The organism is Acidimicrobiales bacterium, from assembly GCA_016794585.1.
Taxonomy (GTDB): Bacteria; Actinomycetota; Acidimicrobiia; order Acidimicrobiales; family DATDAH01; genus JAEUJM01.
In genome coordinates this window covers 174,454-201,415 of record JAEUJM010000013.1, presented here as the reverse complement: position 1 = coordinate 201,415, position 26,962 = coordinate 174,454, and the positions used below count along the sequence as shown (strand labels likewise).

30 protein-coding genes are annotated in these 26,962 nt (G+C 72.2%); 25 read left to right on the top strand and 5 right to left on the bottom strand.

The window, feature by feature from the left end; translation table 11 throughout:
* Positions 1 to 10: 10 nt before the first annotated feature.
* The 10 genes from JNK12_06595 to lepB all read left to right on the top strand — a co-directional run bounded on the left by JNK12_06595 (position 11) and on the right by lepB (position 9,973).
* Positions 11 to 1,531: a proteasome accessory factor PafA2 gene (locus JNK12_06595; GenBank protein ID MBL8775577.1), complete on the top strand. Its 1,521-nt coding sequence runs from the start codon at positions 11 to 13 to the stop codon at positions 1,529 to 1,531.
* Between the two features lie 31 nt (positions 1,532 to 1,562).
* Positions 1,563 to 1,757: a ubiquitin-like protein Pup gene (locus JNK12_06590; GenBank protein MBL8775576.1), complete on the top strand. Its 195-nt coding sequence runs from the start codon at positions 1,563 to 1,565 to the stop codon at positions 1,755 to 1,757.
* A 46-nt stretch (positions 1,758 to 1,803) separates the two neighbouring features.
* Positions 1,804 to 3,207 carry a DUF839 domain-containing protein gene (locus tag JNK12_06585; protein ID MBL8775575.1) on the top strand — a complete coding sequence of 468 codons (1,404 nt, stop codon included), beginning with the start codon at positions 1,804 to 1,806 and terminating at the stop codon, positions 3,205 to 3,207.
* A gap of 10 nt (positions 3,208 to 3,217) precedes the next feature.
* Complete coding sequence (gene prcB, locus JNK12_06580) at positions 3,218 to 4,045, top strand: proteasome subunit beta (protein MBL8775574.1); 828 nt, start codon at positions 3,218 to 3,220, stop codon at positions 4,043 to 4,045.
* Positions 4,046 to 4,130: 85 nt separating this feature from the next.
* A complete protein-coding gene (gene prcA, locus JNK12_06575) occupies positions 4,131 to 4,808 on the top strand; it encodes a proteasome subunit alpha (protein MBL8775573.1) in 678 nt (225 codons plus the stop codon).
* A 52-nt stretch (positions 4,809 to 4,860) separates the two neighbouring features.
* On the top strand, positions 4,861 to 6,219 hold the full coding sequence (gene pafA, locus JNK12_06570; protein MBL8775572.1) for a Pup--protein ligase: 1,359 nt from the start codon (positions 4,861 to 4,863) through the stop codon (positions 6,217 to 6,219).
* Between the two features lie 6 nt (positions 6,220 to 6,225).
* Positions 6,226 to 7,260, top strand: coding sequence for a DUF3866 family protein (locus JNK12_06565; protein ID MBL8775571.1), 1,035 nt, complete (start codon positions 6,226 to 6,228; stop codon positions 7,258 to 7,260).
* Positions 7,261 to 7,451: 191 nt separating this feature from the next.
* Entirely contained in the window at positions 7,452 to 8,396 is a 945-nt protein-coding gene (locus tag JNK12_06560) for a WYL domain-containing protein (protein ID MBL8775570.1), read from the top strand.
* Complete coding sequence (locus tag JNK12_06555) at positions 8,393 to 9,361, top strand: WYL domain-containing protein (GenBank protein MBL8775569.1); 969 nt, start codon at positions 8,393 to 8,395, stop codon at positions 9,359 to 9,361. The genes JNK12_06560 and JNK12_06555 overlap by 4 nt, the downstream gene beginning before the upstream one ends.
* Before the next feature lie 12 nt (positions 9,362 to 9,373).
* On the top strand, positions 9,374 to 9,973 hold the full coding sequence (gene lepB / locus JNK12_06550) for a signal peptidase I (protein ID MBL8775568.1): 600 nt from the start codon (positions 9,374 to 9,376) through the stop codon (positions 9,971 to 9,973).
* Between the two features lie 12 nt (positions 9,974 to 9,985).
* Here lepB and JNK12_06545 read toward each other — a convergent pair whose 3' ends face one another.
* On the bottom strand, positions 9,986 to 10,702 hold the full coding sequence (locus JNK12_06545; protein MBL8775567.1) for a glycerophosphodiester phosphodiesterase: 717 nt from the start codon (positions 10,700 to 10,702) through the stop codon (positions 9,986 to 9,988).
* Positions 10,703 to 10,814: 112 nt separating this feature from the next.
* Between JNK12_06545 and JNK12_06540 the strand changes: the two genes are divergently transcribed.
* The 12 genes from JNK12_06540 (at position 10,815) to JNK12_06485 (ending at position 20,868) form a co-directional block, all read left to right on the top strand.
* On the top strand, positions 10,815 to 11,159 hold the full coding sequence (locus tag JNK12_06540; protein MBL8775566.1) for a hypothetical protein: 345 nt from the start codon (positions 10,815 to 10,817) through the stop codon (positions 11,157 to 11,159).
* A gap of 52 nt (positions 11,160 to 11,211) precedes the next feature.
* Positions 11,212 to 11,409: a hypothetical protein gene (locus tag JNK12_06535; GenBank protein MBL8775565.1), complete on the top strand. Its 198-nt coding sequence runs from the start codon at positions 11,212 to 11,214 to the stop codon at positions 11,407 to 11,409.
* A 9-nt stretch (positions 11,410 to 11,418) separates the two neighbouring features.
* Positions 11,419 to 11,829, top strand: a complete 411-nt coding sequence (gene tatB / locus JNK12_06530) for a twin-arginine translocase subunit TatB (protein ID MBL8775564.1) — start codon at positions 11,419 to 11,421, stop codon at positions 11,827 to 11,829.
* Positions 11,830 to 11,847: 18 nt separating this feature from the next.
* Complete coding sequence (gene tatC, locus JNK12_06525) at positions 11,848 to 12,648, top strand: twin-arginine translocase subunit TatC (GenBank protein ID MBL8775563.1); 801 nt, start codon at positions 11,848 to 11,850, stop codon at positions 12,646 to 12,648.
* A gap of 1 nt (position 12,649) precedes the next feature.
* Positions 12,650 to 15,283 (top strand): DEAD/DEAH box helicase, encoded by a 2,634-nt coding sequence (locus tag JNK12_06520; protein MBL8775562.1) that lies wholly within the window; start codon positions 12,650 to 12,652, stop codon positions 15,281 to 15,283.
* On the top strand, positions 15,280 to 15,894 hold the full coding sequence (locus JNK12_06515; protein MBL8775561.1) for a hypothetical protein: 615 nt from the start codon (positions 15,280 to 15,282) through the stop codon (positions 15,892 to 15,894). The genes JNK12_06520 and JNK12_06515 overlap by 4 nt, the downstream gene beginning before the upstream one ends.
* A 27-nt stretch (positions 15,895 to 15,921) precedes the next feature.
* Entirely contained in the window at positions 15,922 to 17,103 is a 1,182-nt protein-coding gene (locus JNK12_06510; protein ID MBL8775560.1) for a M20 family metallopeptidase, read from the top strand.
* A 91-nt stretch (positions 17,104 to 17,194) separates the two neighbouring features.
* Complete coding sequence (locus JNK12_06505) at positions 17,195 to 18,799, top strand: FAD-dependent thymidylate synthase (protein ID MBL8775559.1); 1,605 nt, start codon at positions 17,195 to 17,197, stop codon at positions 18,797 to 18,799.
* Positions 18,800 to 18,933: 134 nt separating this feature from the next.
* Positions 18,934 to 19,410 (top strand): DUF4193 family protein, encoded by a 477-nt coding sequence (locus JNK12_06500; protein ID MBL8775558.1) that lies wholly within the window; start codon positions 18,934 to 18,936, stop codon positions 19,408 to 19,410.
* A 4-nt stretch (positions 19,411 to 19,414) separates the two neighbouring features.
* A complete protein-coding gene (locus JNK12_06495) occupies positions 19,415 to 19,930 on the top strand; it encodes a hypothetical protein (GenBank protein MBL8775557.1) in 516 nt (171 codons plus the stop codon).
* Positions 19,931 to 19,934: 4 nt separating this feature from the next.
* Complete coding sequence (locus JNK12_06490) at positions 19,935 to 20,477, top strand: GNAT family N-acetyltransferase (protein ID MBL8775556.1); 543 nt, start codon at positions 19,935 to 19,937, stop codon at positions 20,475 to 20,477.
* 7 nt (positions 20,478 to 20,484) lie between these two features.
* On the top strand, positions 20,485 to 20,868 hold the full coding sequence (locus JNK12_06485; protein MBL8775555.1) for an NUDIX domain-containing protein: 384 nt from the start codon (positions 20,485 to 20,487) through the stop codon (positions 20,866 to 20,868).
* Between the two features lie 51 nt (positions 20,869 to 20,919).
* Here JNK12_06485 and JNK12_06480 read toward each other — a convergent pair whose 3' ends face one another.
* The gene (locus tag JNK12_06480; protein MBL8775554.1) at positions 20,920 to 21,681 is read right to left on the bottom strand and encodes a crotonase/enoyl-CoA hydratase family protein; all 762 of its coding nucleotides are present in this window, start codon (positions 21,679 to 21,681) and stop codon (positions 20,920 to 20,922) included.
* Positions 21,682 to 21,749: 68 nt separating this feature from the next.
* Here JNK12_06480 and JNK12_06475 point away from each other — a divergent pair, with 68 nt between their 5' ends.
* Positions 21,750 to 22,298: an HAD family hydrolase gene (locus tag JNK12_06475; GenBank protein ID MBL8775553.1), complete on the top strand. Its 549-nt coding sequence runs from the start codon at positions 21,750 to 21,752 to the stop codon at positions 22,296 to 22,298.
* Positions 22,299 to 22,307: 9 nt separating this feature from the next.
* Here JNK12_06475 and JNK12_06470 read toward each other — a convergent pair whose 3' ends face one another.
* Together JNK12_06470 and JNK12_06465 are read right to left on the bottom strand one after the other, a co-directional pair.
* Complete coding sequence (locus tag JNK12_06470) at positions 22,308 to 24,164, bottom strand: hypothetical protein (GenBank protein MBL8775552.1); 1,857 nt, start codon at positions 24,162 to 24,164, stop codon at positions 22,308 to 22,310.
* 104 nt (positions 24,165 to 24,268) lie between these two features.
* Positions 24,269 to 24,619 carry a hypothetical protein gene (locus tag JNK12_06465; GenBank protein ID MBL8775551.1) on the bottom strand — a complete coding sequence of 117 codons (351 nt, stop codon included), beginning with the start codon at positions 24,617 to 24,619 and terminating at the stop codon, positions 24,269 to 24,271.
* A gap of 185 nt (positions 24,620 to 24,804) precedes the next feature.
* Between JNK12_06465 and JNK12_06460 the strand changes: the two genes are divergently transcribed.
* Together JNK12_06460 and JNK12_06455 are read left to right on the top strand one after the other, a co-directional pair.
* A complete protein-coding gene (locus tag JNK12_06460; GenBank protein MBL8775550.1) occupies positions 24,805 to 25,161 on the top strand; it encodes a hypothetical protein in 357 nt (118 codons plus the stop codon).
* 134 nt (positions 25,162 to 25,295) lie between these two features.
* Positions 25,296 to 26,015: a zinc ribbon domain-containing protein gene (locus JNK12_06455; GenBank protein ID MBL8775549.1), complete on the top strand. Its 720-nt coding sequence runs from the start codon at positions 25,296 to 25,298 to the stop codon at positions 26,013 to 26,015.
* A gap of 58 nt (positions 26,016 to 26,073) precedes the next feature.
* On the opposite strand, the gene JNK12_06450 is transcribed toward JNK12_06455, so the two are convergent.
* Entirely contained in the window at positions 26,074 to 26,961 is an 888-nt protein-coding gene (locus JNK12_06450) for a hypothetical protein (protein ID MBL8775548.1), read from the bottom strand.
* Position 26,962 lies beyond the last annotated feature (1 nt).

Below are 26,962 nucleotides of genomic sequence, written 5' to 3'. Positions count from 1 at the left end.
GAGCTCCCTGATGGCGTTGCCCAAGATCATCGGCCTCGAGACCGAGTTCGGCATCGTCCTGCGGGGCACGGGCGAGTCCAACCCGATCGCGGCGTCGTCGGTGCTCATCAACGCGTACATGGGCGAGTTGGCCCGCCAGGCCGACGAGGCCCACCCGGTGGCCAAGGTGGGCTGGGACTTCGAGGACGAGTCGCCCGGCAACGACGCCCGCGGCCTCGCCCCCGAGGGGGCCATGGCCCCCGAGGTGGAGACCCACCTGATCAACGCGGTCCTCACCAACGGCGCCCGGTACTACGTCGACCACGCCCACCCGGAATACTCGACGCCCGAGTGCGCCGACCCCCGCTCGATCGTGGTGTTCGACAAGGCGGGGGAGCTCATCCTCCAGCGCTCGATGGCCGCCGCCGGCCGGCTCCTGCCCGACGGCCAGGAGATCGTCGTCTACAAGAACAACTCGGACGGCAAGGGCAACTCGTACGGCTGCCACGAGAACTACCTCATGGCGCGCTCGGTGCCCTTCGGCCGCATCGTCACCCACGTCACCCCGCACTTCATCACCCGTCAGATCTTCACCGGTGCGGGCAAGGTGGGCACCGAGGCACCCGGGCTCGGCCGCAACAGCATCGGCTTCCAGCTCACCTCCCGCGCCGACTTCTTCGAGGAGGAGGTCGGCCTCGAGACCACGTTGAAGCGACCCATCGTCAACACCCGCGACGAGCCCCACGCCGACGCCCAGAAGTACCGCCGCCTCCACGTGATCGTGGGGGACGCCAACCTGTCCGAGGTCTCGACGTTCCTCAAGGTCGGCACCACTGCCCTCGTGCTCTCGATGATCGAGGACGACTTCCTGCCCCGCGAGTTCCGTTTCCTTTCGCCGGTCGCGGCCATGCGCCGGGTGTCGTACGACACGACCCTCCGCGAGCCGCTCGACCTCGCCGACGGCACCACGGTCACGGCGCTCGAGGTGCAGTGGGAGCTGCTCGACCGGGCCCGCAAGTACGCCGAGGTCGCCGGCCTCGAGTGCCTGGGCGCGGACCCGTCGGTGGGCGAGGAGGTGCTCACCCGGTGGGAGGACGCGCTCACCCAGCTCGAGGCCGACCCGATGGGCCTGGCCGGCCAGCTCGACTGGGTGGCCAAGTACCGCCTGCTCGAGGGGTACCGCGACCGCCACGGCCTCGAGTGGTCCGACGCCCGCCTCGCGGCCATGGATCTCCAGTACCACGACCTCCGGCCCGAGAAGTCCCTCTTCGCCCGGCTGCCCGTCGAGCGCATCACCGCCGACGACGAGGTGGCGGCGGCGGTCGGCGACCCGCCGGCGGACACCCGGGCCTACTTCCGGGGCCGCTGCCTGGACAAGTGGGGCGACGACATCGTGGCCGCCAACTGGGACTCGCTGGTGTTCGACATCGGGGCCGAGACGCTGCGACGGGTCCCCATGATGGAACCGACGCGCGGAACCCAGGCCCACGTGGGTACCTTGGTCGACGAGTGCACGACCGCCGCCGAGCTGCTGGAGCGGTTGGGGTCGTGATGCAGACGGAGCGAACGGACAGGAGCGCCTGATGGCCGAACGAGAGCAGAAGCGCCGGCCCGCCCCCGCCCGCGAGGAAGCAGACGTCGACGAGGCGCCCGCCACCTCGGAGAGCGGTGAGAAGATCAAGGCCGAGCTCGACGACCTCCTCGACGAGATCGACGACGTGCTCGAGACCAACGCCGAGGACTTCGTGCGCAGCTACGTGCAGAAGGGCGGCGAGTAGCCGCCACACCGGCTCGGGCCACTCCGAGCCGATAGGTTGCCCGGCCATGCGACGCCGGGACTTCCTCCGAGCCGTGACCGTCTCCTCCGGGGCCGCTGTGCTCGCGCCGGCGCTGTGGCGCCCCGCAGGTGCCGCTCCGAGGCAGGGGAGCGGGGGCGGCCCGTACGGCTCCCTCGAGGGTCGCGAGCCCGACGTGAACGGGCTCCTGCTCCCCGAGGGCTTCACCTCCCGGGTGATCGCCCGGTCGGACGAGGAGGTGGAGGGCACGGGCTACACGTGGCCGGTGTTCCCCGACGGCGCCGCCACCTTCCCGCTCGCGGCCGGCGGCTGGCACCTGGCGGTGAACTCGGAGAACCCCCTGGAGGGGGAAGGGGGCGCCAGCGGCATCACCTTCGACGCCGACGGCGAGGTGGTCGGTGCCCAGCGCATCCTCGAGGGCACGACCATGAACTGCGCCGGCGGTCCCACGCCCTGGGGGGCCTGGCTGTCCTGCGAGGAGATCGAGGGTGGCCTGGTGTGGGAGTGCGACCCGAGCGGCCGGGACCCCGCCGAGGCCCGTCCCGCGCTGGGTGCCTTCCCCCACGAGGCCGTCGCGGTCGACCCCGACGCCGAGCAGCTCTTCCTGACCGAGGACCGCCCCGACGGGCGCTTCTACCGGTTCACCCCCGACACCTACCCCGACCTGACCGCCGGCACGCTGGCCGTGGCACAGGTGGCCGGCGACGGTGCCGTCACCTGGCTGGACGTGCCGGACCCGAGCGCCGCCACCACCCCGACGCGCGAGCAGGTGCCCGACAGCACGGCCTTCGACGGCGGTGAGGGCATCTGGTACGACCAGGGCGCGGTGTTCTTCAGCAGCAAGGGCGACAACAAGGTCCGCCGCTACGACACCGAGGCCGAGTCGATGGCGGTCGTCTACGAGGGCACGGGGCAGCTCGAAGGGGTGGACAACCTGACCCTCGAGCCCGGCACGCAGGACCTGTTCGTGGCCGAGGACGGCGGCAACATGGAGGTGGTCCTCGTCACCCCGGACGGCGAGGCGTTCCCGTTCCTGCGCATCGTCGACGAGGGCGTGCCGGCGGGCGGGCTCGAGTCCGAGGTGACCGGCCCCGCCTTCAGCCCCGACGGCCGCCACCTGTACTTCAGCTCGCAGCGCGGTGGGCCCGCCAACCGGGGGGTCAGCTACGTCGTCTCGGGCCCGTTCCGGGCAGCCGACGCGGCGGCCGGGGCGACCACCACCACGGCGGCCGCAGCGACGGCCACCACCGCGGGGGACGCCAGCAGCGACGACGACGACGGCGGGAGCGACCTCGCCCTGCCCCTCGTCGGGGGCGCCATGGTGCTGGGCCTGGCCGCCACGGGCGCGATCGTCTGGCGGGTGCGCAACCGGGACCACGGCGCCGGCGACGGCCCGGGTGACGGCCCCGGCGACGCTCCGGAGAGCCGATAGCCTCCGAGCCGTGACGCTCCCGTACTTCCCGGTCGAGGACGATCCCGGCCCCAGCTTCCTCAACCTCTTGAAGACCCAGGGGCTCGAGCCGCGGTTCGCCACCGGCCCGGACGGCGCGACGACCCCGCTCAGCTTCAGCCACGGCACCACGGTCGTGGCCGTGCGCTACGCCGACGGCGTGGTCATGGCCGGCGACCGCCGGGCCACGTCGGGCCACCTCATCAGCCACCGCCACATGGAGAAGGTCTTCCCGGCCGACCGGTACTCGGGCGTGGCCATCGCCGGCGCCGCGGGCCCGGCCGTCGAGATGGTGAAGCTCTTCCAGCTCCAGCTCGAGCACTACGAGAAGGTCGAGGGCACCACCATCAGCCTCGAGGGCAAGGCCAACCAGCTCTCGCAGATGGTCCGTGGCCACCTGCCGGCGGCCATGCAGGGCTTCGCCGTCGTGCCCCTCTTCGCCGGGTTCGACACCGCCCGCCAGCAGGGTCGGCTCTTCGAGTACGACGTCACCGGCGGGCGCTACGAGGAGAGCGAGTACGCCACCACGGGCTCCGGCAGCCTGCACGCCGGCGCCGTGGTGAAGATGGGCTACCGCCCCGACCTGAGCCGGGAGGAGGTCATCGACCTCGTCATCTCGGCGCTGTTCGAGGCCGCCGACGAGGACTCCGCCACCGGTGGCCCCGACCTCGTGCGGGCCATCTACCCGAGCGTGGCCACCATCACCGCCGAAGGCTTCCTCGCCGTCGAGGAGGCCGAGGTGGCGGAGCGCTTCCGGGGCCTCGTCGACCAGCTCACCAGCACCCGAGGGCCTCGTGTCAACCCGGAGGTGACCCCGTGAACATCGACGTTGCGGAGCGGAGCGGAGCAGCAGCGATGAGCGAACCGGATCCCGAAGGGGCACCGACGGAGGAGGTGCAAGGCCAGTGAGCATGCCGTTCTACGTCGCTCCCGAGCAGGTGATGAAGGACCGGGCCGACTACGCCCGCAAGGGCATCGCCCGGGGCCGCAGCCTCGCCGCGGTGGTCTACGACGACGGCATCCTCATCTGCGCCGAGAACCCTTCCAGCACGCTGCGCAAGACCAGCGAGATCTACGACCGCATCGGCTTCGCCGGTGTCGGCAAGTACAACGAGTTCGACTCGCTGCGCATCGCCGGCGTCCGCCACGCCGACATGAAGGGCTACTCGTTCAGCCGTGCCGACGTCGACGCCCGCAGCCTCGCCAACCAGTACGCGCAGATCCTCGGCCAGATCTTCACCAACGAGATGAAGCCGATGGAGGTCGAGATCCTCGTGGCCGAGGTGGGCCACACCACCGACGGGGACCGCCTCTTCCACATCCTCTACGACGGCACCGTGGTCGACGAGAGCGACTTCACGGTGCTCGGCGGCGAGGCCGAGGCCATCGCCAAGCGCCTCGGCGAGGCCTGGGGCGAGGGCCTGTCGCTGGGCGACGCGCTCAAGGCCGCGGCCAAGGCCATCGGCGGCCCCGACCGCACCCTGGTGGCCGACGACCTCGAGGTCGCGGTGCTGGCCCGCAGCAACGGTCGGCGGGCCTTCCGCCGCATCGAAGGCGCCGAGCTCGCGGAACTGCTGGCCTGATCCCCGCCCGCATGGCCCCTGCGAAGTGCCGGGGCGTGTGTAGGTTGACCGCATGGACCGCCGGATCTTCGGTCTCGAGAACGAGTACGGCGTCACCTGCACCCTTCGCGGCCAGCGGCGGCTGAGCCCGGACGAGGTCGCCCGCTACCTGTTCCGCCGGGTGGTGTCGTGGGGCCGGAGCTCCAACGTCTTCCTGGCCAACGGCGCCCGCCTGTACCTCGATGTCGGCTCGCACCCCGAGTACGCCACGCCCGAGTGCGACTCCATCTACGACCTCGTCGTGCACGACAAGGCGGGGGAGCGCATCCTCGAGCAGCTCCTCGCCAGTGCCGAGCTGCGCCTGCGCGAGGAGGGCATCCGCGGCGTCATCTACCTGTTCAAGAACAACACCGACTCCGCCGGCAACTCCTACGGCTGCCACGAGAACTACCTCACCAGCCGCCAGGACGACTTCAGCCACTACGTCGAGGTCCTGATCCCGTTCTTCGTGAGCCGACAGATCTTCGCCGGGGCCGGCAAGGTGCTGCAGACGGCACGGGGCGCCATGTACTGCATCAGCCAGCGGGCCGAGCACATCTGGGAGGGCGTCTCCAGCGCCACCACCCGCTCGCGGCCGATCATCAACACCCGCGACGAGCCCCACGCCGACGCCGAGCGCTACCGGCGCCTGCACGTGATCGTGGGCGACTCCAACATGAGCGAGTACGCCAACTTCGTGAAGATCGGCACCACGAGCATCCTGCTGCGCATGCTCGAGGACCGCATGGTCACCTTCCGGGACATGACGCTCGAGAACCCCATCCGGGCCATCCGCGAGATCAGCCACGACATGACCTGCACCCGGCGGGTCCGCCTGGCCAACGGGCGGGAGGCGAGCGCGCTCGAGATCCAGTCCGAGTACCTCAACCGGGCCCTGCGCTACGCGGACACCAAGGGGCTCAACCCCCTCGAGCAGCAGGCGCTGGACATGTGGGAGCACTGCCTCACCGGCATCGAGAAGGATCCGCTCTCGCTCGACCGCGAGTGCGACTGGGTCATCAAGCACAACCTCATCGAGGCGTACCGGGAACGCCACGGCCTGGCCCTCACCGACCCGAAGGTCGCCCTCATTGACCTCCAGTACCACGACGTGAACCGCGACCGGGGCCTCTTCTACCGGATGCAGCAGCGGGGCATGGTCGACCGCATCTGCACCGACGAGGAGATCGACCTCGCCGTCGAGCAGCCGCCCCAGACCACCCGGGCGCGCCTGCGGGGCGAGTTCATCCGCAAGGCCAAGGAGCGCAAGCGCGACTACACGGTCGACTGGGTGCACCTGAAGCTGAACGACCAGGCGCAGCGCACCGTGCTGTGCAAGGACCCCTTCAAGTCGCGCGACGAGCGCGTCGAGAAGCTGATCGCCTCCCTCTGACCTGGCGTGCCGTCGTTCCGTAGCGGCCGGGTGGTCGAGATCCTCGCCGAGCGCGAGGGCCTGCAACGTGTCCTGGTGGACCTCGAGGCCGACCCGGACGCTCCGGAGGGCGACGGTCACGCCAAGGCGTACGTGCTCACCGATCTCATCGGCGAGGTCGCCGCGGGCGACGAGGTCGTGTGCAACACCACGGCGGTGGAGTGGGGCCTCGGGACGGGGGGCTGGCACTTCGTGCACTGGAACCTGTCGCGTCGCTCGTGGCGCAAGAAGGGACCGGGCCACATCATGAAGCTGCGCTACACCAGCCTCCAGGCCGACACGGGATCGGCTGAGGAGCACCTCGACGACCTGCCCACCGAGCTCGACGGCCTGCCCGTTGTGGTGTGCAGCGTGCACAGCCAGGTCCCGTGCGTCGCCGTCGCCCTGAAGGCGGTCGACCCGTCCGCCCGCCTGGTCTACGTGATGACCGACGGGGCCTCCCTGCCGCTGGCCTTCTCCGACCTCGTGGCCGAGCTGCGCGGGCAGGGCCTGCTCGACGCCACCGTCACCGCCGGCCACGCCTTCGGTGGCGACCTCGAGGCCGTCACGGTGCCCTCCGCGCTCGCCCTGGCCCGCCACCAGCTCCACGCCGATGTCGTCGTGGTGGCCATGGGGCCTGGCGTGGTCGGCACCGACACGACGCTCGGCACGACGGCCATCGAGGTCGCCACGATCCTCGACACCACCGCCGCCCTCGGGGGCCGTCCGGTGATGTGCCTGCGCGTGTCCGAGGGCGACCATCGCGAGCGCCACCGGGGGGTCAGCCACCACTCCCGCACGGTGCTCGACCTCGTGCACGCCCCGGTCACCGTCGCGGCCCACGCCCTCCTCGGCGCCCGGGGACGGGTGGACGCCATCGAGGTGGACGAGCCGGACACCCCCGCCCTGCTCGAGGCCCGCGGCCTGCGGGTCACCACGATGGGCCGGGGCCCCGACGAGGACCGGGCCTTCTTCCAGGCCGCCGGCGCCGCCGGCGCCCTCGCTGCCCAGTTGCTGAAGTGACCCGCGGGCGAGGCGGATCCCGAAGGGGCGCTGACGGGGCGGTGACGTTGCGGAGCGGAGCGGAGCAGCGCAACGGACGAACCGGATCCCGAAGGGGCGCCGACGGGGCGGTGACGTTGCGGAGCGGAGCGGAGCAGCACAACGGACGAACCGGATCCCGAAGGGGCGCCGACGAAGGAGGCGCAAGGTAGATGGACAAGCTCGAGCGGTTGTTGAACCTCATCGCCGCCCTCCTGGAGACCCCGCGGGCGATGAGCGCCGAGGAGATCCACGAGAAGGTGCCCGGCTACCCCGAGGACAAAGGGGCCACCTTCCGGCGGGCCTTCGAGCGCGACAAGGACGACCTGCGCGAGATGGGCGTTCCGCTGCGGGTCGAGACCGTGCCCGGCAGCGATCCGCCCCTCACGGGCTACCGCATCCCACGGGACGAGTACTACCTGCGGGACCCGGGCCTCGAGCCCGACGAGCTGGCGGCGTTGAACCTGGCCGCCACCGCCGTGCACCTCGACGGCGCCCACGGCCTCGGCGGTCTCTGGAAGCTGGGCGGGGTGGAGGCCGAGGCGATGGCGGGGGAGGGGGAGGGGGACGTCACCCCGCTCGCCCAGCTCCCCATCGACGCCAACCTCGCCACGGTCTTCCAGGCCGTCGCCGAGCGCCGGGTCGTGCGCTTCGGCTACCGGGGCGACGAGCGCACCGTCGACCCCTACCGGCTCGACTTCCAGCTCGGCCGCTGGTACCTCACGGGGTTCGACCACCTCCGGGGTGACGAGCGCAACTTCCGCTTCGACCGCATCGACGGGACGGTCGCCGCCGGTGCCCCCCGCTCGTTCGAGCGACCCGTCGGGGCGGTGCCCGGGGTGGAACGGGCCGCATGGCAGCTCGGGGAGGGTGAGCCCGTCGTGGCCGAGCTGCTCGTCGACGCCGATCACGTCGCCCTCGCCCGCCACGAGCTGGGCTCGTCGACCGTGGCCGAGGAGCGCCCGGACGGGTCGGTCGTGTTCTCGGTGCCGGTCACCAACCGGGCCGGGTTCCGCTCCCTGGTCCTCGGCTACCTCGACCACGCCGAGGTGCTGGGCCCCGCCGACCTGCGGGCCGAGCTGGTGGCATGGCTCGACGCCCAGGCGAACCCGCGATGAGTCGCCTCGCCGCGAGCGAGCGGCTCCAGCGGCTCCTGTCGATCGTCCCCTGGATCGTCGATCATCCGGGCGCGCCGGTCCGCGAGGTGTGCGCTCGGTTCGCCATCAGCGAGCCGGACCTGCTCCGGGCATTCGACCTCCTCCAGTTCGTAGGGGTCCACCCCTTCAGCCCCGACGCGCTGATCGACGTCGTCCTCGAGGAGGGCTGCGTCTGGCTGCACCTCGCCCAGCCGTTCGGACGACCGCTGCGTCTCACGCCGGAGGAGGGCCTCGCGCTCGTCGCGGCCGGGCGTTCGATGGTCGGCGCCCCGGGGGTCGACGCCGACGGTTCGCTCGCACGCGGCCTGTCGAAGCTGGCCCGGTCGCTCGGCATCGCCGACGAGGGGGCGGTGGACGTCCGACTCGCCGACGAGGTCGACCCGGAGCTGTTGGCCAGGCTGCGGTCGGCGGCGCACGAGCGGCGGCGGGTGGCCATCGACTACTACTCGTTCGCCCGGGACGAGCACACCGAGCGGGAGATCGACCCCTACCAGGTGTTCGCCGACCAAGGCCGGTGGTACGTGGCGGCCTGGTGCCACCGGGCCGAGGGCGAGCGCGTGTTCCGGGTGGATCGCATCGGGAAGGCGACGGTGCTCGACGCGGGCTTCGACCCGCCGGCGGCCCTCGACCGGGTGGGCACCTTCCGACCGGGCCCCGACGCACCCCAGGTCGTGCTCGACCTCGAGGCCGAGGCCCGTTGGGTGGCCGAGCACTACCCCTACGAGCACGTCGAGGACCTCGGCGACGGCCGCCTGCGCGTCACCTTGGCGGTGACCGCGCGCCCTTGGCTCGAGCGCCTGTTGTTGAGCCTCGGGCCCGACGCCCGGTTGGTCGAGGTGGACGACCGACTGGGTGGCGACGGCGTCCGCGCCGCGGCCGCGGCACGGGTGCTCGAGCGCTACGGGAACCGCACGAGCGTGCAGTAGCCTGCGAGCCACGTGACCAGCTCCGAACCGCCCTTCCTCGGGCTCGACGACCCCGGCCACCCTGTCGAGCCTCCCGAGGCGGCGGGGGCCTCCGGCGTCCGCAGCCTGATCGAGTGGGTCGTTGTCGTCGGCGGTGCGCTCATCATCGCCCTGGTCATCAAGACCTTCCTCCTCCAGGCCTTCTTCATCCCGTCCTCGTCGATGGTGTCGACCCTGAACATCGGTGACCGGGTGCTCGTGAACAAGCTGAGCTACCGGCTCCACGAGGTCAACCGCGGCGACATCATCGTGTTCGAGCGCCCCGAGGGCGAGGCCGACAGCCAGATCCAGGACCTCATCAAGCGGGTCATCGGGCTGCCCGGCGACACCGTCGAAGGTCAGAACGGCCAGGTGCTGATCAACGGCGAGCCCCTCGACGAGCCCTACCTCGACGAGGGCGTCACCACCGGGGACTTCGATCCGGTCGAGGTACCGGAGGGCCACCTCTTCATGATGGGCGACAATCGGGGTGACTCCCGCGACAGCCGGTTCTTCGGGCCCATCGCGGAGGAGACCATCGTGGGGCGGGCCTTCTTCCGGGTCTGGCCCCTCGGCGACATCTCCACGCTGTAGACGCGCGCCCGCTCAGCGGCGGGCGGCGGCCAGCGCGTCGACCATGCGGTCGACGTGGTCGGAGAACACGCCGTCGATGCCCATGTCGATCAGCGCCGCGAGCGGCCGGTCGTGCTGCGCGTCCCAGCCGAGGCAGTAGCGCTCGAAGCGGTGGAACAGGGTGGTCAGCCCGCCGGTCCAGTCGGAGTGGTGCAGGTTGATGGCGTCGATGCCGACGTCCGCCAGCAGCGCAGCGCGGCGCTCGGGGCCCTCCTTGATGCGTCGGAGCCGGGTCGAGTCGACGAGTCGCACCTCGGGCGCCAGCGGCCGCCAGGAGGCGACCCGCTTCCAGTCGGGGTGGCAGAGCCACAGGCGTCCGAGCGCGCCGCCGCCGGCGGACCGGGCGGCCTCGACGATGGCGGGCGCCGCCTCGGGGTCCTTCACGTCCAGGGAGAGCTCGAAGTCCGTGCCGCAGGTGGCGTACAGCTCGTCCAGCGTCGGGATGTGGTCGGGCAGGTGGTGGCGCTCCACGAGCGAAAGGGCCCTCCGCCGGAACCGCCCGATCACGCCGTCGTGGTCGAGGGCGACGTGGCCGTCGGCGGTGATCCAGGCGTCGGACTCCAGGCCGGTCGCGCCGAGGCGCAGGGCGAGCGCGAAGGCGTCGAGGGTGTTCTCGGGGGCGTGGGCGCGCCCGCCCCGATGGGCGAATCCGATCGGCTCGGGGCGCAGCGAGGGGAGGCGGGTCGCCATGGCGGGAGTCTCGCGCGGGAGGGCGGCTCTCCGGCTTGTTCCGAGAACCCCCTCAAGGCGGGTACGCAGGCTGCCGATGGCTCGGGGGAGTTGAGAGAGGAGGGGCGAAACGATGGCAACCATCCGGGCCAGCTGCCCCGATTGCGGCGATGTGGAGTTCACGACGGCGGACGTGCAGGTGCGCATCAGCGCGCCGGACGGCTCCGGCACCTACTCGTTCCGGTGCCCGGGGTGTGTGGTGACCGTGGTGAAGTCCGCCGAGCCCCGCACGATCGACCTCCTGCTCGCCTCCGGCGTCGAGCAGGCGACCAACCCGCTGCCGGCCGAGCTCGCCGAGCACGGTGACGGCGCTCCCATCACCCACGACGACCTGCTCGACTTCCACGATCTCCTGCAGCGCGACGACGACTGGTTCCACGCGCTGGCGTCCGAGGCGGCCACCGACACCGACCGGTAGAACCGGCAGCGCCCCTCCCGGGCCCTCGGCTCGACAGCGGTAGTCTCGCCGGGTGGTGTGGCTGGCCGTTCCCCTCGTGCTGATCGTCGGGTCCCTGGCCGCACTCGTCGCCATCGGGTCGCTCGAATCGGCCCGGCGCGAGCTCCAGGTCCAACGGGCCGCACTGGCCGAGGCCCGTGCCGCCATCGGGCCCGTCCAGGGCCGCATCGACGCCGTTCGCGCCGCTGCCGCGCGCCCCACTCGCCGGTAGGGTTTGCAGGTGTTCAACATCGGCGGCGCCGAGCTCCTCGTCATCCTGCTCGTCGCCCTGCTCGTGCTCGGGCCCAACAAGCTGCCCCAGGCCGCTCGCCAGGTCGGCCACTTCCTCGGCGAGTTCCGACGCATCGCCGACGGCTTCCAGAACGAGCTCAAGTCGGCCATGGACGACCCCCTGGCGATGGCTCCCAAGAAGCCGCCGGCCGAGAAGCCGAAATCTCCGGGCGGGCCCACGGTCATCGAGGCCGACAGCACCGACGCCGATGAGCCCGCGACCGACGGCAACGCCGACGACGGCGCCGAGGTGACCGACCCGGGCCCGACCGCGAACGGTACGGCCGGCGTCGCGGACCCGAGCGCCCCGGACATCAGCGCCGCGGACACCGGCGCCGCGGCCACCGATGACGAGGCCTGAGCAGGCACCGTGGCCGACGTGAGCGACACAGGGACCACCCTGGACGACGACGACGGCGAGGCGTCAGGCGAGCACGAGCACACCCGCATGACGCTGGTGGAGCACCTCGCAGAGCTGCGCACCCGCCTGTTCCGGTGCATCATCGCCGTGGCCATCGGCGGCGTCCTGTGCTGGGTCTTCTACAACCAGATCCTCGAGTTCCTGCTCCAGCCCTACTGCGACATCGCCGACGGCGCCTGCTCGCTCTACGTCACCGACCCGCTCGAGGGCTTCACCGTCCGTCTCAAGGTGGCGGGCTACGGCGGCATCGCCTTGGCCATGCCCGTCATCCTCTGGCAGTTCTGGCGGTTCATCACCCCCGGCCTCTACAAGCACGAGCGCCGCATGGCCATCCCCTTCGTGGCGTCGGCCCTCGTGCTGTTCGCCCTGGGTGCCGGCCTGGCCTACCTCACGCTGCCCAAGGCCCTCGGCTTCCTGCGAGACGTGGGTGGCAGCGAGCTCACCGAGATCTACTCGCCGGTGAAGTACATCACCCTGATCCTGTACATGATGCTGGCCTTCGGTCTCGGCTTCGAGTTCCCCATCGTGTTGATCTTCGCCCAGATGGCCGGGCTGGTGACCCCGGAGCAGCTCGCCGCCGGCCGCCGCTGGGCCATCGTCATCATCTTCGTCGCCGTTGCCGTCCTCACCCCGAGCGGCGATCCCTACAGCCAGATCATGCTCTCGCTGCCGATGGTCCTGTTCTACGAGGCCGCCATCATCGTCGGGAAGCTGATGCGCAGGCGCAAGAACAAGGCGGCCGCGGCGGCTGCCGCCTGACGTGGCCGCCGCACCGGGCGACCCCACCGAGCACCCCGCTCCCTACGAGTTCGACCTCGACCCGTTCCAGCGCGAGGCCATCGACGCCCTCGACGCCGGCCAGTCGGTGCTCGTCGCCGCCCCGACGGGGTCCGGCAAGACCGTGGTGGCCGAGCACGCCGTGACCGTGGCGCTGGCGCGGGGTGACGGCTCCCGGGTGTTCTACACGACGCCCATCAAGGCCCTGTCGAACCAGAAGTACGCCGATCTCGTGCGCCGCCACGGCGCGGACGCCGTGGGGCTGCTGACCGGGGACAACGCCGTCAACGGTGACGCCCCGGTGGTGGTGATGACGACCGAGGTCCTGCGCAACATGATCTACGGGGCCTCGCCGGCGCTCGAACGGCTCCGCTTCGTCGTCCTCGACGAGGTGCACTACCTCCAGGACGCCTACCGGGGCCCCGTGTGGGAGGAGGTGATGATCCACCTGCCGCCCGAGGTGCGCCTCGTCTGCCTGTCGGCCACGGTGTCCAACGCCCACGAACTGGCCGACTGGATCGCCACGATCCGCGGGCCCACCACCACGGTCATCGAGCACGAGCGTCCCGTGGAGCTGGCCAACCTCTTCCTGGTGGGTGACCGCGAGTCGTCGTCGCTCGCCCTGGTGCCGACGCTGGTCGACGGCAGGCCCAACCCCGAGGGCGAGCGCTTCGACGTCGAGCGCCGCCGCCCGGGACCGCAGCGGGGTCGACCTCGTCGGCGCTGGTACACGCCCCGCCGCCTCGAGGTGGTCGACGAGCTGGTCGCCCGCGAGCTGCTGCCGGCCATCTACTTCATCTTCAGCCGCAACGCCTGCGATGACGCCGCCCGCCAGCTGCTCGACGCCGGACTGCGCCTCACGACCGCCGCCGAGCGGGAGCGCATCGGCGAGATCGTGGATCAACGGATGGCCCCCCTCAGCGACAGCGATCTCGAGGTGCTGGGCTACGCCCGCTTCCGGGCGGGGATCGAGGCCGGCGTGGCCGCGCACCACGCCGGCATGGTGCCGCCCTTCAAGGAGGCCGTCGAGGCCTGTTTCGTCGAGGGGCTGGTGAAGGTGGTGTTCGCCACCGAGACCCTCGCGCTCGGGATCAACATGCCGGCGCGCACCGTGGTGATCGAGAAGCTCTCGAAGTTCACCGGCGACCACCACGAGCTGCTGACCCCGGGGCAGTACACCCAGATCACCGGCCGGGCGGGCCGGCGGGGCATCGATCCCATCGGCCACGCCGTGGTCCTGTGGTCGCCGTTCACCACGTTCGGGCAGGTGGCCGGTCTCGCCGCCAGTCGCACCTTCGAGCTCTCGTCGGCGTTCCGGCCGACCTACAACATGGCCGCCAACCTGGTGCACCGCTACCCGCCGGAGCGTGCCCACCACCTCCTCAACCTGTCCTTCGCCCAGTACCGGGCCGACCGCGACGTCGTCCGTCTGGAACGCCGCCTCGCCGGTCGCCGGGAGGCGCTGGCCGAGCAGCAGGCGGCGGCCACCTGCGATCGGGGTGACGTCGAGGAGTACCGATCCCTGCTGCCGAACCGGGAGGCCCGCCGATCCGTGGCGGCACCCCGGGGCGTGGTCGAGGCCGCCCTCGCGGGGCTGCAGCCCGGTGACGTGATCCCCGCCGACGGCCAGGAGCGGGTGCTCGTGCTCTCGGTGGCGCACCGCCAGCGCGGTGCCGTGCGGGTCCGTGCCATCACCACCAACCGCAAGGTGCTCACCCTGGGCGCGCCCGACTTCCGCTCGCCGCCGGCGGTGATGACCCGGGTCGAGCTCCCGGAGCCCTACGCCCCCAACAACGACAAGTTCCGGCGGGCCGCGGTGGACCGCCTGCGCCGCAGCGTCGTCGGAGGCGGCGCCGACGCAGCCGTGCCCGCGGCGTCGGGCCACGAAGAGGGCGCCGCCCTCGTCGATCACCCCGTCGCGTCCTGCCCCGACGCCGAGGCCCACGTCGCCGCGGCCCGACGGGCCGACCGTCTCGCCCGGGAGGTCGGAGACCTCGAGCGCCAGGTGCGGGGTCGCACCGAGTCCCTCGCCCGGCAGTTCGACCGCGTCCTCGAGGTGCTCGAAGACCGCGGCCACCTGTCCGGGTGGTCGCTCACGTGGCGCGGTGCGGTCCTCGCCCGCATCTACCACGAGTGCGACCTGCTCATCGCCGAGTCGCTCACCGAGGGCCTGCTCGACGGCCTGGACCCGGCTTCGCTCGCCGGACTCGTGTCCTGCTTCACCTACGAGCACCGGAGCCCGGCGCCGCCGCCGACCCCGTGGTTCCCGTCGGCGAAGCTCCGTGAGCGCTTCGACGGGCTGGAGCGGCTGGCCGCCACGCTCAACGGCGCCGAGCGCCGGGCGGCCCTTCCCCTGACCCGGGCCCCCGAGCCCGGTTTCTTCGCCCTCGCCCACGCCTGGGCGGCCGGCGAGGCCCTCGACGACGTCCTCGACGACGAGGACCTCTCCGGGGGTGACTTCGTGCGCAACGCCAAGCAGCTCATCGACCTCCTGCGCCAGGTGGCGGACGTCGCCCCCGACCCGGACACGGCCCGGACGGCCCGGATCGCCGCGGACGAGCTCTTCCGGGGGGTGGTCTCGGCCTCCTCGGTGGTCGGCGAGGTGACCCCGCCGTGACCATCCGCCGAGGTGAGGCCTGGGGATCGTCCGGGCCGCTGCCGTCCGAGGGCGTGGTGGTGCACACCGATGCCGAGGCGCGCGCCGTCGTCGAGCGGGCGAGACGGGCGGGGGAGGAGCCGCCGCCGCTCGGCCTGCTCGGAGGTGACCTCTGCCGCACGCTGGGAGGACGGGGGGACGAGGGCCACCTCCGCTCCGACGACGCCACCCGCGCGGTCGTCGACCTCGGCTCGGTCCTGGTCGACGGTCGTCAGCACTGGTTCGTGGCCCACCTGATCGCCCGGCGGTCCTGGTGGCACGGCCCGGTCCTGGCGGCCATGAACGCCCAGTGGCTCGAGCACTGGGACGTCGCCCCACGGTCCCATCCCAACGACGGCCGCCTGGACCTGCTCACCGCCGAGCTCTCCCTGCGAGACCGGACGAAGGCGTGGCGGCGACTGCCCCAGGGGACGCACGTGCCCCACCCGGACATCGTCGAGCGGCGGGTGGCGGCCGTCCAGATGGACCTCCCTCCGCGCACGGCGGTGTGGCTCGACGGTGAGCGCCTCCCCGGAACCGCCCGCACGCTCTCCGTGCGCATCGAGGCCGACGCCCTCACCGTCGTCGTCTAGCGAGGCCGTGTCGCTAGGGTGCGGCGCATGGACCTGGCCACGGCGAAGGAACGCATCACGGCGGAGGTCGACCGGCGGGCCGACCTGCTGATCGACGCGTCCCACCAGTTGCACGAGCACCCCGAGCTGGCCTTCGAGGAGCACTTCGCCCACGAGCTGCTCACGGGCATCCTCGAGGCCGATGGCCTCGACGTGGAGCGCCACGCCTACGGCCTCGACACGGCGTTCGCGGCGCGTGCCGGCAGCGATGGCCCCACCATCGCGGTGCTGTGCGAGTACGACGCGCTCCCGGGCGTGGGCCACGCCTGCGGCCACAACATCATCGGCACCGCGGGTCTCGGGGCAGGCCTCGCCGCCGCGGCGCTGGCCGACGAGCTCGGCGGCCGGGTGGTGATCCTCGGCACCCCGGCGGAGGAGGGAGGCGGAGGCAAGGTCCTGATGGCCGACCAGGGGGCCTTCGAGGGCATCGACGCGGCGATGATGGTGCACCCCGCCGGCGGGGACCTGATCTCGATGAACGCCATCGCCATCCAGCAGGTCTTCGTGGAGTACGAGGGCGAGGCCGCCCACGCCGCCGCCTACCCGCACCGGGGGCGCAACGCACTGGACGCGGCGGTGCTCGGCTACATGAATGTCGCCGCCCTGCGCCAGCACATCCGCCCCGACGAGCGGGTGCACGGCGTGTTCACCAAGGCGGGCGACAAGCCCAACATCGTCCCGAAGGAAGCGGCGGCGCACTGGTACGTCCGCTCGCGCTCCCTGCGCACCCTCGAACCGCTGAAGGAGCGGGTTCTCGCCTGCCTCCAGGCCGGCGCGGACGCCGCCGGGTGCACCATGACCCACCATTGGGAGTACCCCGCGTACGCCGACATGGCCGACAGCGCCACCCTGGTCGACCTCTACACGGCCAACGCCGCGGCCACGGGCCGCACCCTGCTCGACCCCGCCGACGTGCCGGGCGTGGTCGGCAGCACCGACATGGGCAACGTGAGCCACCTGGTGCCGTCGATCCACCCGATGATCGCGGTCTCGCCCCCGAACATCTCCATCCACTCGCCCGAGTTCACCGCGTACGCGGGCTCCGAGGCAGGCGACAAGGCCGTGCTCGACGGCGCCAAGGCCATGGCCATGACCGTGGCCGACCTCTGGTTGCAGCCCGAGCTGGTCGACGCGGCCAAGGCCGAGTTCGCCGCCGCCCACGGCACTTGAGGGCGCGGGCGGGGGATACCCGACCGACGACCGCGCGCGCCGTAACCTCGGCCGTCGTGGAGCGACCCTGGGAGCAGCAGCCCGCGTGAGCGTGTACGTCGCCGAGGACTACGAGCCCGAAGAGGCCGACATCCTGCGGCGCTACTTCACCAACCTCGACGGGCCGGTCTTCGCCCTCGTCAACCTCCCCGAGGTGGTCAAGGGGGCCCTTTTCGCCCGCTACTCCCGCTCGCCCAAGAGCCTGCGCCGGCTGTTCCTCGACGAGTTCGTCGGCGATCTCGACATCAGCGGCGACATCTCCATCGACGCCACGGTCGGCCTGCGGCGGGCGGAAGACCTCTACGACCGGGTCTTCTTCGACTACGGCGACGACTCCGTGGCCCAGCTCGGTGGGGTCCACCTGGCGTGTGAGCAGGCCTCCAACCTGCTCACGAAGGTGCTCGAGTGGGGCCGCCTCATGGCCTACCTCGAGCAGTCCACCCGCTACATCGCCTACGACGCCCGCATCGGCGGCCGCTACCGCTTCTACCGCGACCCGGAGGTCCTCGGCTCGTCGCTGGGCACCCGCTACGTCGGCGACATGGATCGGCTCTTCGACACCTACGGCGAGCTGCTCCCGGTGCTCCAGGACTGGTTCCGCGACCAGTACCCCAAGGACCCCGACGACTCGGACTTCGTGTACCGACAGGCCGTGCGGGCCAAGGCCTTCGACGCCCTCCGCGGCATCCTGCCCGCAGCCTCGCTGTCCAACGTCGGCATCTACGGCACGGGGCAGGCCTACGAGCAACTCCTCCTGCGCATGCGGTCGCACCCCCTGCCCGAGGCCCGGTCCTACGCCGACATGATGCTCACCGAGCTCCGCAAGGTGATCCCGTCGTTCCTGAAGCGCGTGGACCTCGACGACCGGGGCGTGGCGTGGAGCCGCTACCTGTCGTCCACCCATGACGCCATGGAGGACATCGCCGGGCGACTGTTCCCCGACGGGACTTCGGCCGACCCGGCCCCCGTGGTCAGCCTCACCGACTTCGACCCCGACGCCGAGGTCAAGGTCGTCGCGTCGATGCTCTACTCCCACCTCGACCTCCCCGAGCGACAGATCGAGGACCGGGTCCGTGACCTCACCACCGACGAGCGCCTCGCCGTGGTGCGGGCCTACGTGGGGGAGCGGGCCAACCGGCGCCACAAGCCCGGGCGAGCGCTGGAGCGGCCGTTCTACCGGTTCGACGTGCTGGCCGACTACGGCGCGTTCCGCGACCTCCAGCGCCACCGGATGCTCACCATCGAGTGGCAGCGCCTCACCCCGCACCACGGCTATACCCGGCCCGGCGCGGTCGACGAGGCCGGGGCGGCGCCCGCGTTCGACGAGGCCATGGAGCGCTCCGCGGCCCTCTACGACGATCTGGCCGGGCCGTTCCCCGATCAGGCCTCGTACGCGGTGTCGCTGGCGTACAAGGTGCGCTTCATGATCAACCTGAACGCGCGGGCCGCCATGCACCTGATCGAGCTGCGCACGACCCCACAGGGGCACCCGGCGTACCGCCTGGTCGGCCAGGAGATGCACCGGCTCATCGCGGAGGAGGCTGGCCACCACGCCATCGCCGAGATGATGCGCTTCGTCGACCATTCCGAGGAGGCCGAACTCGAGCGCCTCCAATCCGAGCGCCGTGCCGAGGAGCGCCGCCTCGGTCGCATCTGAGCGTCATGACGACGCTCCTCCACCGGGTGTGCCACACGCCATCGCACGCGACGCGCGCGACTGGCGCTCGGTGTGCCTATCATCCCGGCCGCGACATCTTCCGGTGCGTGGCGACGAACCCCTGCTAGGACGACATGGCTGACGACGTAGACGAGATCATTGAGGACGAGGACTTCATCGCGGAGGACCTCGAGGAGGACCTCGACGACGAGGACCTGGTCGACGACGACCTCGCGGTGGGCGACGACCTCGCCGACGACATCGACGACGACGTGGTCGTCGACGACGACGAGGACGAGGACGACGTCGCCGGGGACAAGCCGGCCACCTCCGCGAAGGCCGACACCGACGAGGAAGACGACGACGAGCCCGACCCCGACGACGTCGAGGCCGATCTCGACGCCATCTTGAAGGACCGGATCGCGGCCTCCGACGACGAGGAAGACGACGAGGAAGAGGAGCAGGTCGTGCCCGAGGCCGACGGGGCCGAGGGCGGGGGGCGCATCCAGCCGAAGCGCCCTGGTGAGTTCGTCTGCCAGTCCTGCTTCCTGGTCAAGCACCCCAGCCAGCTGGCCGACGAGGCCAACCAGCTCTGCCTGGACTGCGTCTGAGGCCATGACCGACGAGCGACCGGTCGTGGCCAAGGTGGCCGACGTCGTGGTGTACGCCCCCCTGGGGCTCGCCCTCGAAGGCCGACGCCTCTTCCCCGACCTCGTCGACCGCGGCCGGCGCCAGGTGCAGTTCACCCGGGTGGTGGGCAAGTTCGCGGTCCGTCGCGGTGAGGAACGCGCGGCCCAGACCCTGGCGGACGCCCAGGGCCTCGTCCTCGGGCTGCTCAACATCGCCGGTCTTCGCCCCGAGGACGACGACCCCGAGGCCGCCGACCCCATCGCCGTCGAGGACGACCTCGACATCACCGAGCCGGCCGATCTCCGCCTCGTGCCCGAGCCCGAGCGGGCCGACAGCAGCGATCTCGCCATCCCCGGCTACGACACCCTCTCGGCCTTCCAGGTCATGCCCCGCCTCGAGGGTCTCGGCCCCGACGAGCTCGAAGCCGTGCGGGCGTACGAGCGCGAGACCCGCGGCCGCCAGACCATCCTGAACAAGATCGCCCAGCTCCAGGCATCCTGAGACCATGGAGACCGCCCGTGTGGCCAACGCCACCGACCTGCAGCGGTTGGTGGAACTGGCCCGCGAGGCCATCGAGGAGCTGCGCCCCACCAAGGGCGGCGACGTCTGGGCCCGCACCGCGGGTCGGGCCGAGCCGGTCGACGAGGCCCTACGGGCAGCCCTCACCGACCACGACCACCTGGTGGTCGTCGGGTCGGTGGACGATGCCGTGGTGGGCTACGGCGTCGCCCGCTTCAACGAGCTCCGTGACGGCGGGCGCCTCGGGGTCATCGGCGACCTGTTCGTCGAGCCCGACTTCCGTGGGGTCGGGGTGGGCGAGACCATGATGAACCTGCTCGTCGACTGGTGCGAGGAGCAGGGGTGCTTCGGGGTCGACTCGGTCGCGCTCCCGGGCAACCGACCCACCAAGAACTTCTTCGAGAGCTTCGGGCTGGTGGCCCGTGCCATCGTGGTGCACAAGGCCTTCACGGTCGACGACGAGGCGTCCGAGGACGGGGATGGCGCGGACGGCGTCCCGGGCCCGGGCGATGACGACGGCACGCCCTGAGGCCTGCGTGGGTGCCGTCGTCGTCGACGACGAGCGCCTTCTCCTCGTCCGGCGGGGGCACGGCCCCGCGGCCGGCACCTGGTCGGTGCCGGGAGGGCGCATCGAGGCCGGCGAGACCGTCCAGGAGGCCGTGGTGCGCGAGCTCCTCGAGGAGACGGGCATCGAGGGCGTCTGCGGTGAGCTCATCGGCTGGGCCGAGCGCATCGACGACGGCCGCCACGCGGTGATCCTCGACTTCGCGGTGACCCTGCTCGAGGCCGCCGAGCCGATCGCCGGTGACGACGCCACCGAGGCCCGTTGGGTGCCGCTGTGGGACGTGGCCGAGATGAACCTGGCGCCGGGCCTGGCCGAGTTCCTCCACGACCACGAGATCCTCACGACCATCGTCTGAGACCCCGCCGACACGGCGGCTGGGTGGTGGGATGCCGAGGTGGCGGGTGGCTTACTTGCCCTGCCAGTTCGGCGGGCGCTTCTCGATGAAGGCCATGAGGCCCTCGGAGAAGTCGGCGCTGGAGGTGAGGCCCATCAGGGCCTTGTTGGACTCGTGGATGCCGGCGTCGACGTCGAGGTCGTCGGACAGGAGCATCAGGCGGCGGCTCTCACGAACGGCCACGGGGGCATTGGCCTCGATGCGGGACGCGAGATCGAGGGCCCGCTCGAGGGCCGTCCCGGGCTCGCACAGCTCGTTGACGAGACCGAAGTGGTGGGCCCGCTCGGCGTCGATGGGGTCACCGGTGAGTGCGAGCTCCATGGCGACGTTGGGGGGAAGCCGCTTGGGGAGGCGGAACAGCCCACCGGCGGCGGCCACGAGGGAGCGCTTCACCTCGGGGATGCCGAAGCGGGCCTCGGAGGAGGCGACCACGAGGTCGCAGGCGAGGACGATCTCGGTGCCGCCGGCGAGGGCGGGACCGTCCACCGCGGCGATGATGGGCTTGGTGCGCTCGCGCTGCACGATGCCGCCGAAGCCGCCCCGCTCGGTCTGGAGCTCGCCGCCCCGGCCCTCGTTGATGGCCTTCAGGTCGGCGCCGGCACAGAACACCGAGCCTTCGCCGCAGAGCACGCCCAGCCAGACGTCGTCGTCGGCCTCGAGGCGGTCGATGGCGGCTTCGATGCCGTTGGCCACCTCACCGTTGACGGCGTTGCGGGCCTCGGGGCGGTTGATGGTGATGACGGCGACGTGGCCGCGCAGCTCGTAGTCGATCATGCCCGCACCCTACCGGTGGCGCGACGCCCGTTTGGCCGTCGGGGCCGTGGGCCGGGGAGAATCGCCGGGTGCCTCGACTCGTGCCCGTGTTCGACCTCGACGGCACCCTGTTGGACTCCGATGCGGCCCTCGTGGCGCCCTTCGTGGCCCTGGGGGTGCCCGAGGAGGACATCACCTTCGGCCACACGCTGGCGGCGGAGTGCGCCCGTCTGGGCCTCTCGGTGGACGACTACCTCGGTCACTACGACGTGGATGCCGCCCTGCCCTTTCCCGGCACCCACGAGTTGGTCGCCGGCCTCCCGCGCTGGGCGGTGTGCTCGAACAAGCACCCGAGTGGCGGCGTGCCCGAACTCGCCCGTCTCGGGTGGGAGCCCGAGGTCGCCCTCTTCGCCGACGCGTTCGACTTCGCCGGGAAGTCGCTGGGTCCGGTGCTCACGGCGATGGAGCTGCGCGCCGATGAGATCGTGTTCGTCGGCGACACCGAGCACGACCGCCGCTGCGCCGTGGAGGTCGGTTGTCGCTTCGCCTGGGCGGGTTGGAACCCCCGGGCGACACCGACCCCGGGCGACGAGGTGCTGGCCGCTCCTGCGGAGCTGCACGCCCTCCTCGACGGCTGAGGGGCCGAGCTAGGCGCCGGCCTCGTCCTCGGGGGTGGCGTCGTCGGCCACCGGGGCCTCGTCTGCCGGCACGCTCTCCTCGGTCGACGCATCCTCCGATGGCGCGTCGCCGTCGGAGGCGTCCTCTACCGGTGCGTCCTCAGCGGGCGCGTCGTCGACCGTCGCCTCGACCGGGGGAGGGGCATCGTCGACGGCCGGCGCGTCCTCTGCAGGGACGTCCTCGGCCGCGGTGTCGGCCGGCGGCGAGTTGTCGGCTGCGCTCTCAGGCTGGGGCTCGTCGACGGGCGCCGCGTTCGGGACGTCGGTGTCCTCCGATGGGGGAGCGGGGTCCGGGGTCGCGGCCCCTTCAGGCTCGTCGGGGGCCGGCGCGTCGACGGCGGCCTCTTCCGCCGGGGGAGTGGTCTCGGCGCCCTCGGTCGGGGTGGACTCGTCGCTGGGAGTCGCCTCGGTAGGGGCGTCCTCGGTCACCTCGGTGGCCTTCTCGGCCTGGTTCGTGTCCGCCTCGTCCGTCTTGGCCTCGTCCGTCTTGGCCTCGTCCGTCTTGGCCTCGTCCTTGCCGGGCTTGTCGGCCTTGTCGCCCTTGGGCGGCGGCGGGACCTTCTTCGCGGCGGCCTTGGGCGGGCGGGGCGGACGGGGACGGGGGCGCTTGCCCGACGGGGCCGGCTCGACGCCGAACACGGCGGCGATCTGGGGGATCTGGGTGGCGAGGCGGGCGACTTCCTTCAGGAGCTCGTCCGAAGGGACGGCCGGGAGGCTCTCGGGCACGACGTTGAGGCGCACGGGTGAGAAGGCCAAGGCGTCGAGGACCGTGGCCCAGCGGTCCTGGGTGACCTCGGAGGTCAGGGACGCAGCGGTGGCCTCGGCGAGGCGAGCGGCCATGTCCGCCGGGAGCGGGGCGCCGGCCTTGGGCGGACGGGAGCTCAGCCGCAGGGCCCGCACGCTGCGGCCCTCGGCCAGGTTGGCGGCGATCTCGGCCAGCCAGGCGGCGTGCTCCTGCTCGACCCGCCGGTTGAGCGCGGCGCGCAGCTGGTCGGCGAGGGCCCGGCTCTCCTCGTCGCGCGCGCCGGTGTCGGCGGCCACGATGACCGAGCGCAGGTCACGCAGGTCGAGCTCTTCGATGTCGGCCAGGGCCGCCTCGGCCTTGTCCCGCCACTCCGCGCTACGCAGGCGGGGGAGCATCCCCTCGGCGAGGGCCACGAGCGCCTCGGCCTTGACCGGCGGCTTCCCCTCGGCCTCGGCGGCCTCGTTCTGCTTCTGGACGGCCTGGCGGACCGCGGGGATGCCGCCCTTCAGGACCTGCTCGGCCACCGGACGCTGCTCGGGGGGCAGGTCGGCGAGGACGGCGTTGCGGTGGGTACGGCCGGCCTTGAGGCGCTTGGGCTTGGGCTTGGCCTCGACCTCGGGGCGCGGCGGACGAGGGGGGCGCCTGGAGCCGTCGCCCTCGGCGCGGGGCTTGCGCTCGCGCTTGGCCCGATCGGGTCGCCCGTCACGGGAGCGAGGGCCACGGTCACCCCGGTCACCCCGTTCACCACGGTCACGGCGGCCGCCACGCTCACCCCGGTCACCACGGTCGCCCTTGCCCCGCTTGGCGAGCGTCGTGGTGACGGGCTCGAGCTTGGTGGGCGTGCCGATGATCTCGAGGCGCTCGGGCTCTCGTCGGGCACCTTTCGGGGGCAGCACCGCGGTGACGTTGATGCCGTCGATGTCGAAGTCGGCGTCGGCGCGCACGACGTCACCGACCTTGGCCCCGGCGAAGAGAAGGGTTCCGTCCAGCTCGCCCTTGGGCTGCTTGGCTCCGGCGGCGCGCCAGGTCCAGACACCGTCCGGGCGCTCGCTGGTGAGTTCGATGTCGATGCGACGAGACATGGGGCCACCAAGCTATCGGCCCGAGGGGGCAGCGCCCGAAAGCAACCCCACCGGACACCACGGCAACGTACCCACAGAACGCCCAGAATCTCCGTTATGTAAAGTCAGGGGTCTCGATCCGAGACCGGCGTTATCCACAGCTCCGCCACGGGGGTGGCATGCGCCACCAGCCAGTCCAGGGCCCGGCGGACGTCGGCGGGACCGTCCGCCTCGGCCAGGTCGCCGGCGACGTCCTCGAGGGCGGCCTGCAACGCGTACACGCGGTCCTGCAGGTCGGTGAGCTCGTCACGACGTACGACGACCTCGTCGGGCGCCAGGTCGTGGGCGCCGGCCAGCTTGCGGGCCAGGTAGGCCTGCTGGCGACAGCTCTGGCGGCAGTAGCGCCGCTTGCGGCCCACTGCGGGCTGATCGACCACCGGTGCCCCGCACCAGCCACATCGGGGTGGTTTCGTCACGTGACGAAACTAATCCCGCGTCGACGCTCGGCGGCGGATGGTCGCGCCGGCTTCGCCAAGGTGAGTAGCGCGCCGAGCGGCGAATGAGTAGCCGATACTCACGACACGGCCCTGGCGCTACGCGAGACTGCTTCCACGGTCACCCGATCCGCGGCGACCGGTACATGACGGAAGGATCCCCCTCCATGCGCAAGTTCCTCGGCCTCATGCTGGTCGGCCTGCTCTTCGCCGGCACCGCTGCCGCCTGCAGCTCCGACGACGACGGCGGCGACAGCGGCGACACCACCGAGACCACCGCCGCCGACAGCGGCGACAGCGGCGACGCCAGCTCGAACCCTGATGTCGAGGAGTTCTGCACGCAGGCCGAGGACCTCGGTGAGCAGCTGCAGGCCGCCGTCGACGACCCGACCAGCGCCGACGCCGCCGAGATCACGCAGCAGGCCTCGGAGCTCTCCGCTGCCGCGGCGGAGCTCACCTCGGCCAACCCCGACGACGTGGACCGCATCAACGAGTGCGCCGCCCTCCTGTCGGTGACGCCGTAACACCAACGAACACACGTTCGGGAACGGGGCGGCGCTTCGGCGCCGCCCCGTCTCGCGTCTCCTGAGCCTTCCTCACTCCTCTCTCTTCCCCTCTCCCCCGTTCCCCGTCTCGACCCTCCCGGAGGCCGATCGCGATGCTCTGCCAGTCCTGCGGGCGACCGCTCCCCCCTGCTGCCCAGTTCTGCGGCGAGTGCGGTGCCCAGGTCGGCGCGCCGTCGTCGACCCACGAAACCCCGGACTCCCCCACGGTTCCCGAGGGACTCCCCGCCCCGGGCGCGGCCCTGCCCCCGAGCCCACCCCTGGCCGACGGCTACGGCAGCGTCCCCCCTCCCCCGCCCCCGATGAGCGGCCCGCCGCCCGAGTTCGTCGCCGGGGCGCCGAGCAGCGGCGGCGGCGGTCGTCGCAACGTGGCGATCCTCGTCGGGCTCGGTGTCGTGCTCCTGGTGGTGCTCGTCGGGCTCGGCTTCGCCCTCGCCGCCGTGCTCGGGGGCGATGACGACGAGGCGACGCCCCCCGTCACCTTGGGAACGGTGCCCGAGGCGCCGACCACGCTGCCGCCCGTGACCGAGGTCCCCGACACCGTTGCCCCACCCACGACCGAGGCGGCGCCGACCAGCCCCGGAGGTGAGCCCTCCGGGGGGCCGGCCACGATCGAGGCGTTCTGCGCGAGCGCCGAGGAGCTCGGCGCGCTGCTCCAGGACGCGATCGACGATCCCTTCAACGCCGACCCCCAGCAGATCACCGAGCTGAGCGCGGAGCTCTCCGAGCAGGCAGCGGCGTTGACCGCGACGGCCACGCCCGAAGAGCTCGAGCGCATCACCGAGTGCACCGAGGCGCTGAACGTCACGCCCTGATCGGCCGTCGCTGATCCCCGGGCCGCGGCCGGTGGCCGCGGCCCGGGATCAGCGCCCGCTAGTCCAGCGCAGTGGCGGCTCGGCGCCGCCGGCTCCGCACCACGAGAGCGGCGATGCCCCCGAGGGTGACGAGGAACAGCGCCGCCGAGGCCACCGTGCCCCTGCGGGAACCGCTCTCGTCGGGCCGGGACGACTGAGCCGCCTGGAAGGCGATCTCGTCGGCGTCGGCCGTGTCGGCTGCGGCCACCGAGGTGGTGGTCGCGCCGGCGGCCGCCGCCACCGAGGTCGTGGTGGCCGGGTCGGCCACCGAGGTCGTGGTCGCCGGCTCGCCGGCACCCGCCGAGTCCGTGCCCGTGCCCGGAGCGGCTCCCGCGTCGGGCGAGCCGCCTCCCGGCCCGGGCGCCGTCGTGACGCCGGGCCCGCCGCCCCCCGGTGTGCCCCCGGCCGGCGGCGCGGTGGTCACCGGTGCCGGCGGGAACACGGAATCGAACGAGTGGTACGCCGGGGCACTGCCCGTGCCCCACTTCCACCCCTCGACGTCACCGTCGTGAACCCGGGTGGCTCCGGCGCCCACCCGGGAGTAGGCGTAGCCTCCGGTGCCCGCCGGGGCGCGGTGGTAGGCCCAGTAGTAGCCCCGGGCGTCACACGTGAGGCAGCTGCCGTCCGACGGGCACCCCACGCCGGCGACCGCGCAGACCGCCCCGCCCTCGCCCTGGAAGCCCTGCACGACCGGGGCGAGCCCGGCCAGCTGGAGGGCCTCGATGCCCGAGATCGAGTCGGCCTCGAACTCGATGCCGCGGACGATCACCCCCGTGCCCGAGTCGGCCACGACGACCGCCCGGTTGGGGCCGCTGGCGATGGCTTCGGGGGCGATGGGCCCCACGAGCGCGGCCAGGAGGCAGGCGACGATGAGTCCCGCGGCGAGGAGGGCGCTGCGCAGTCGCATG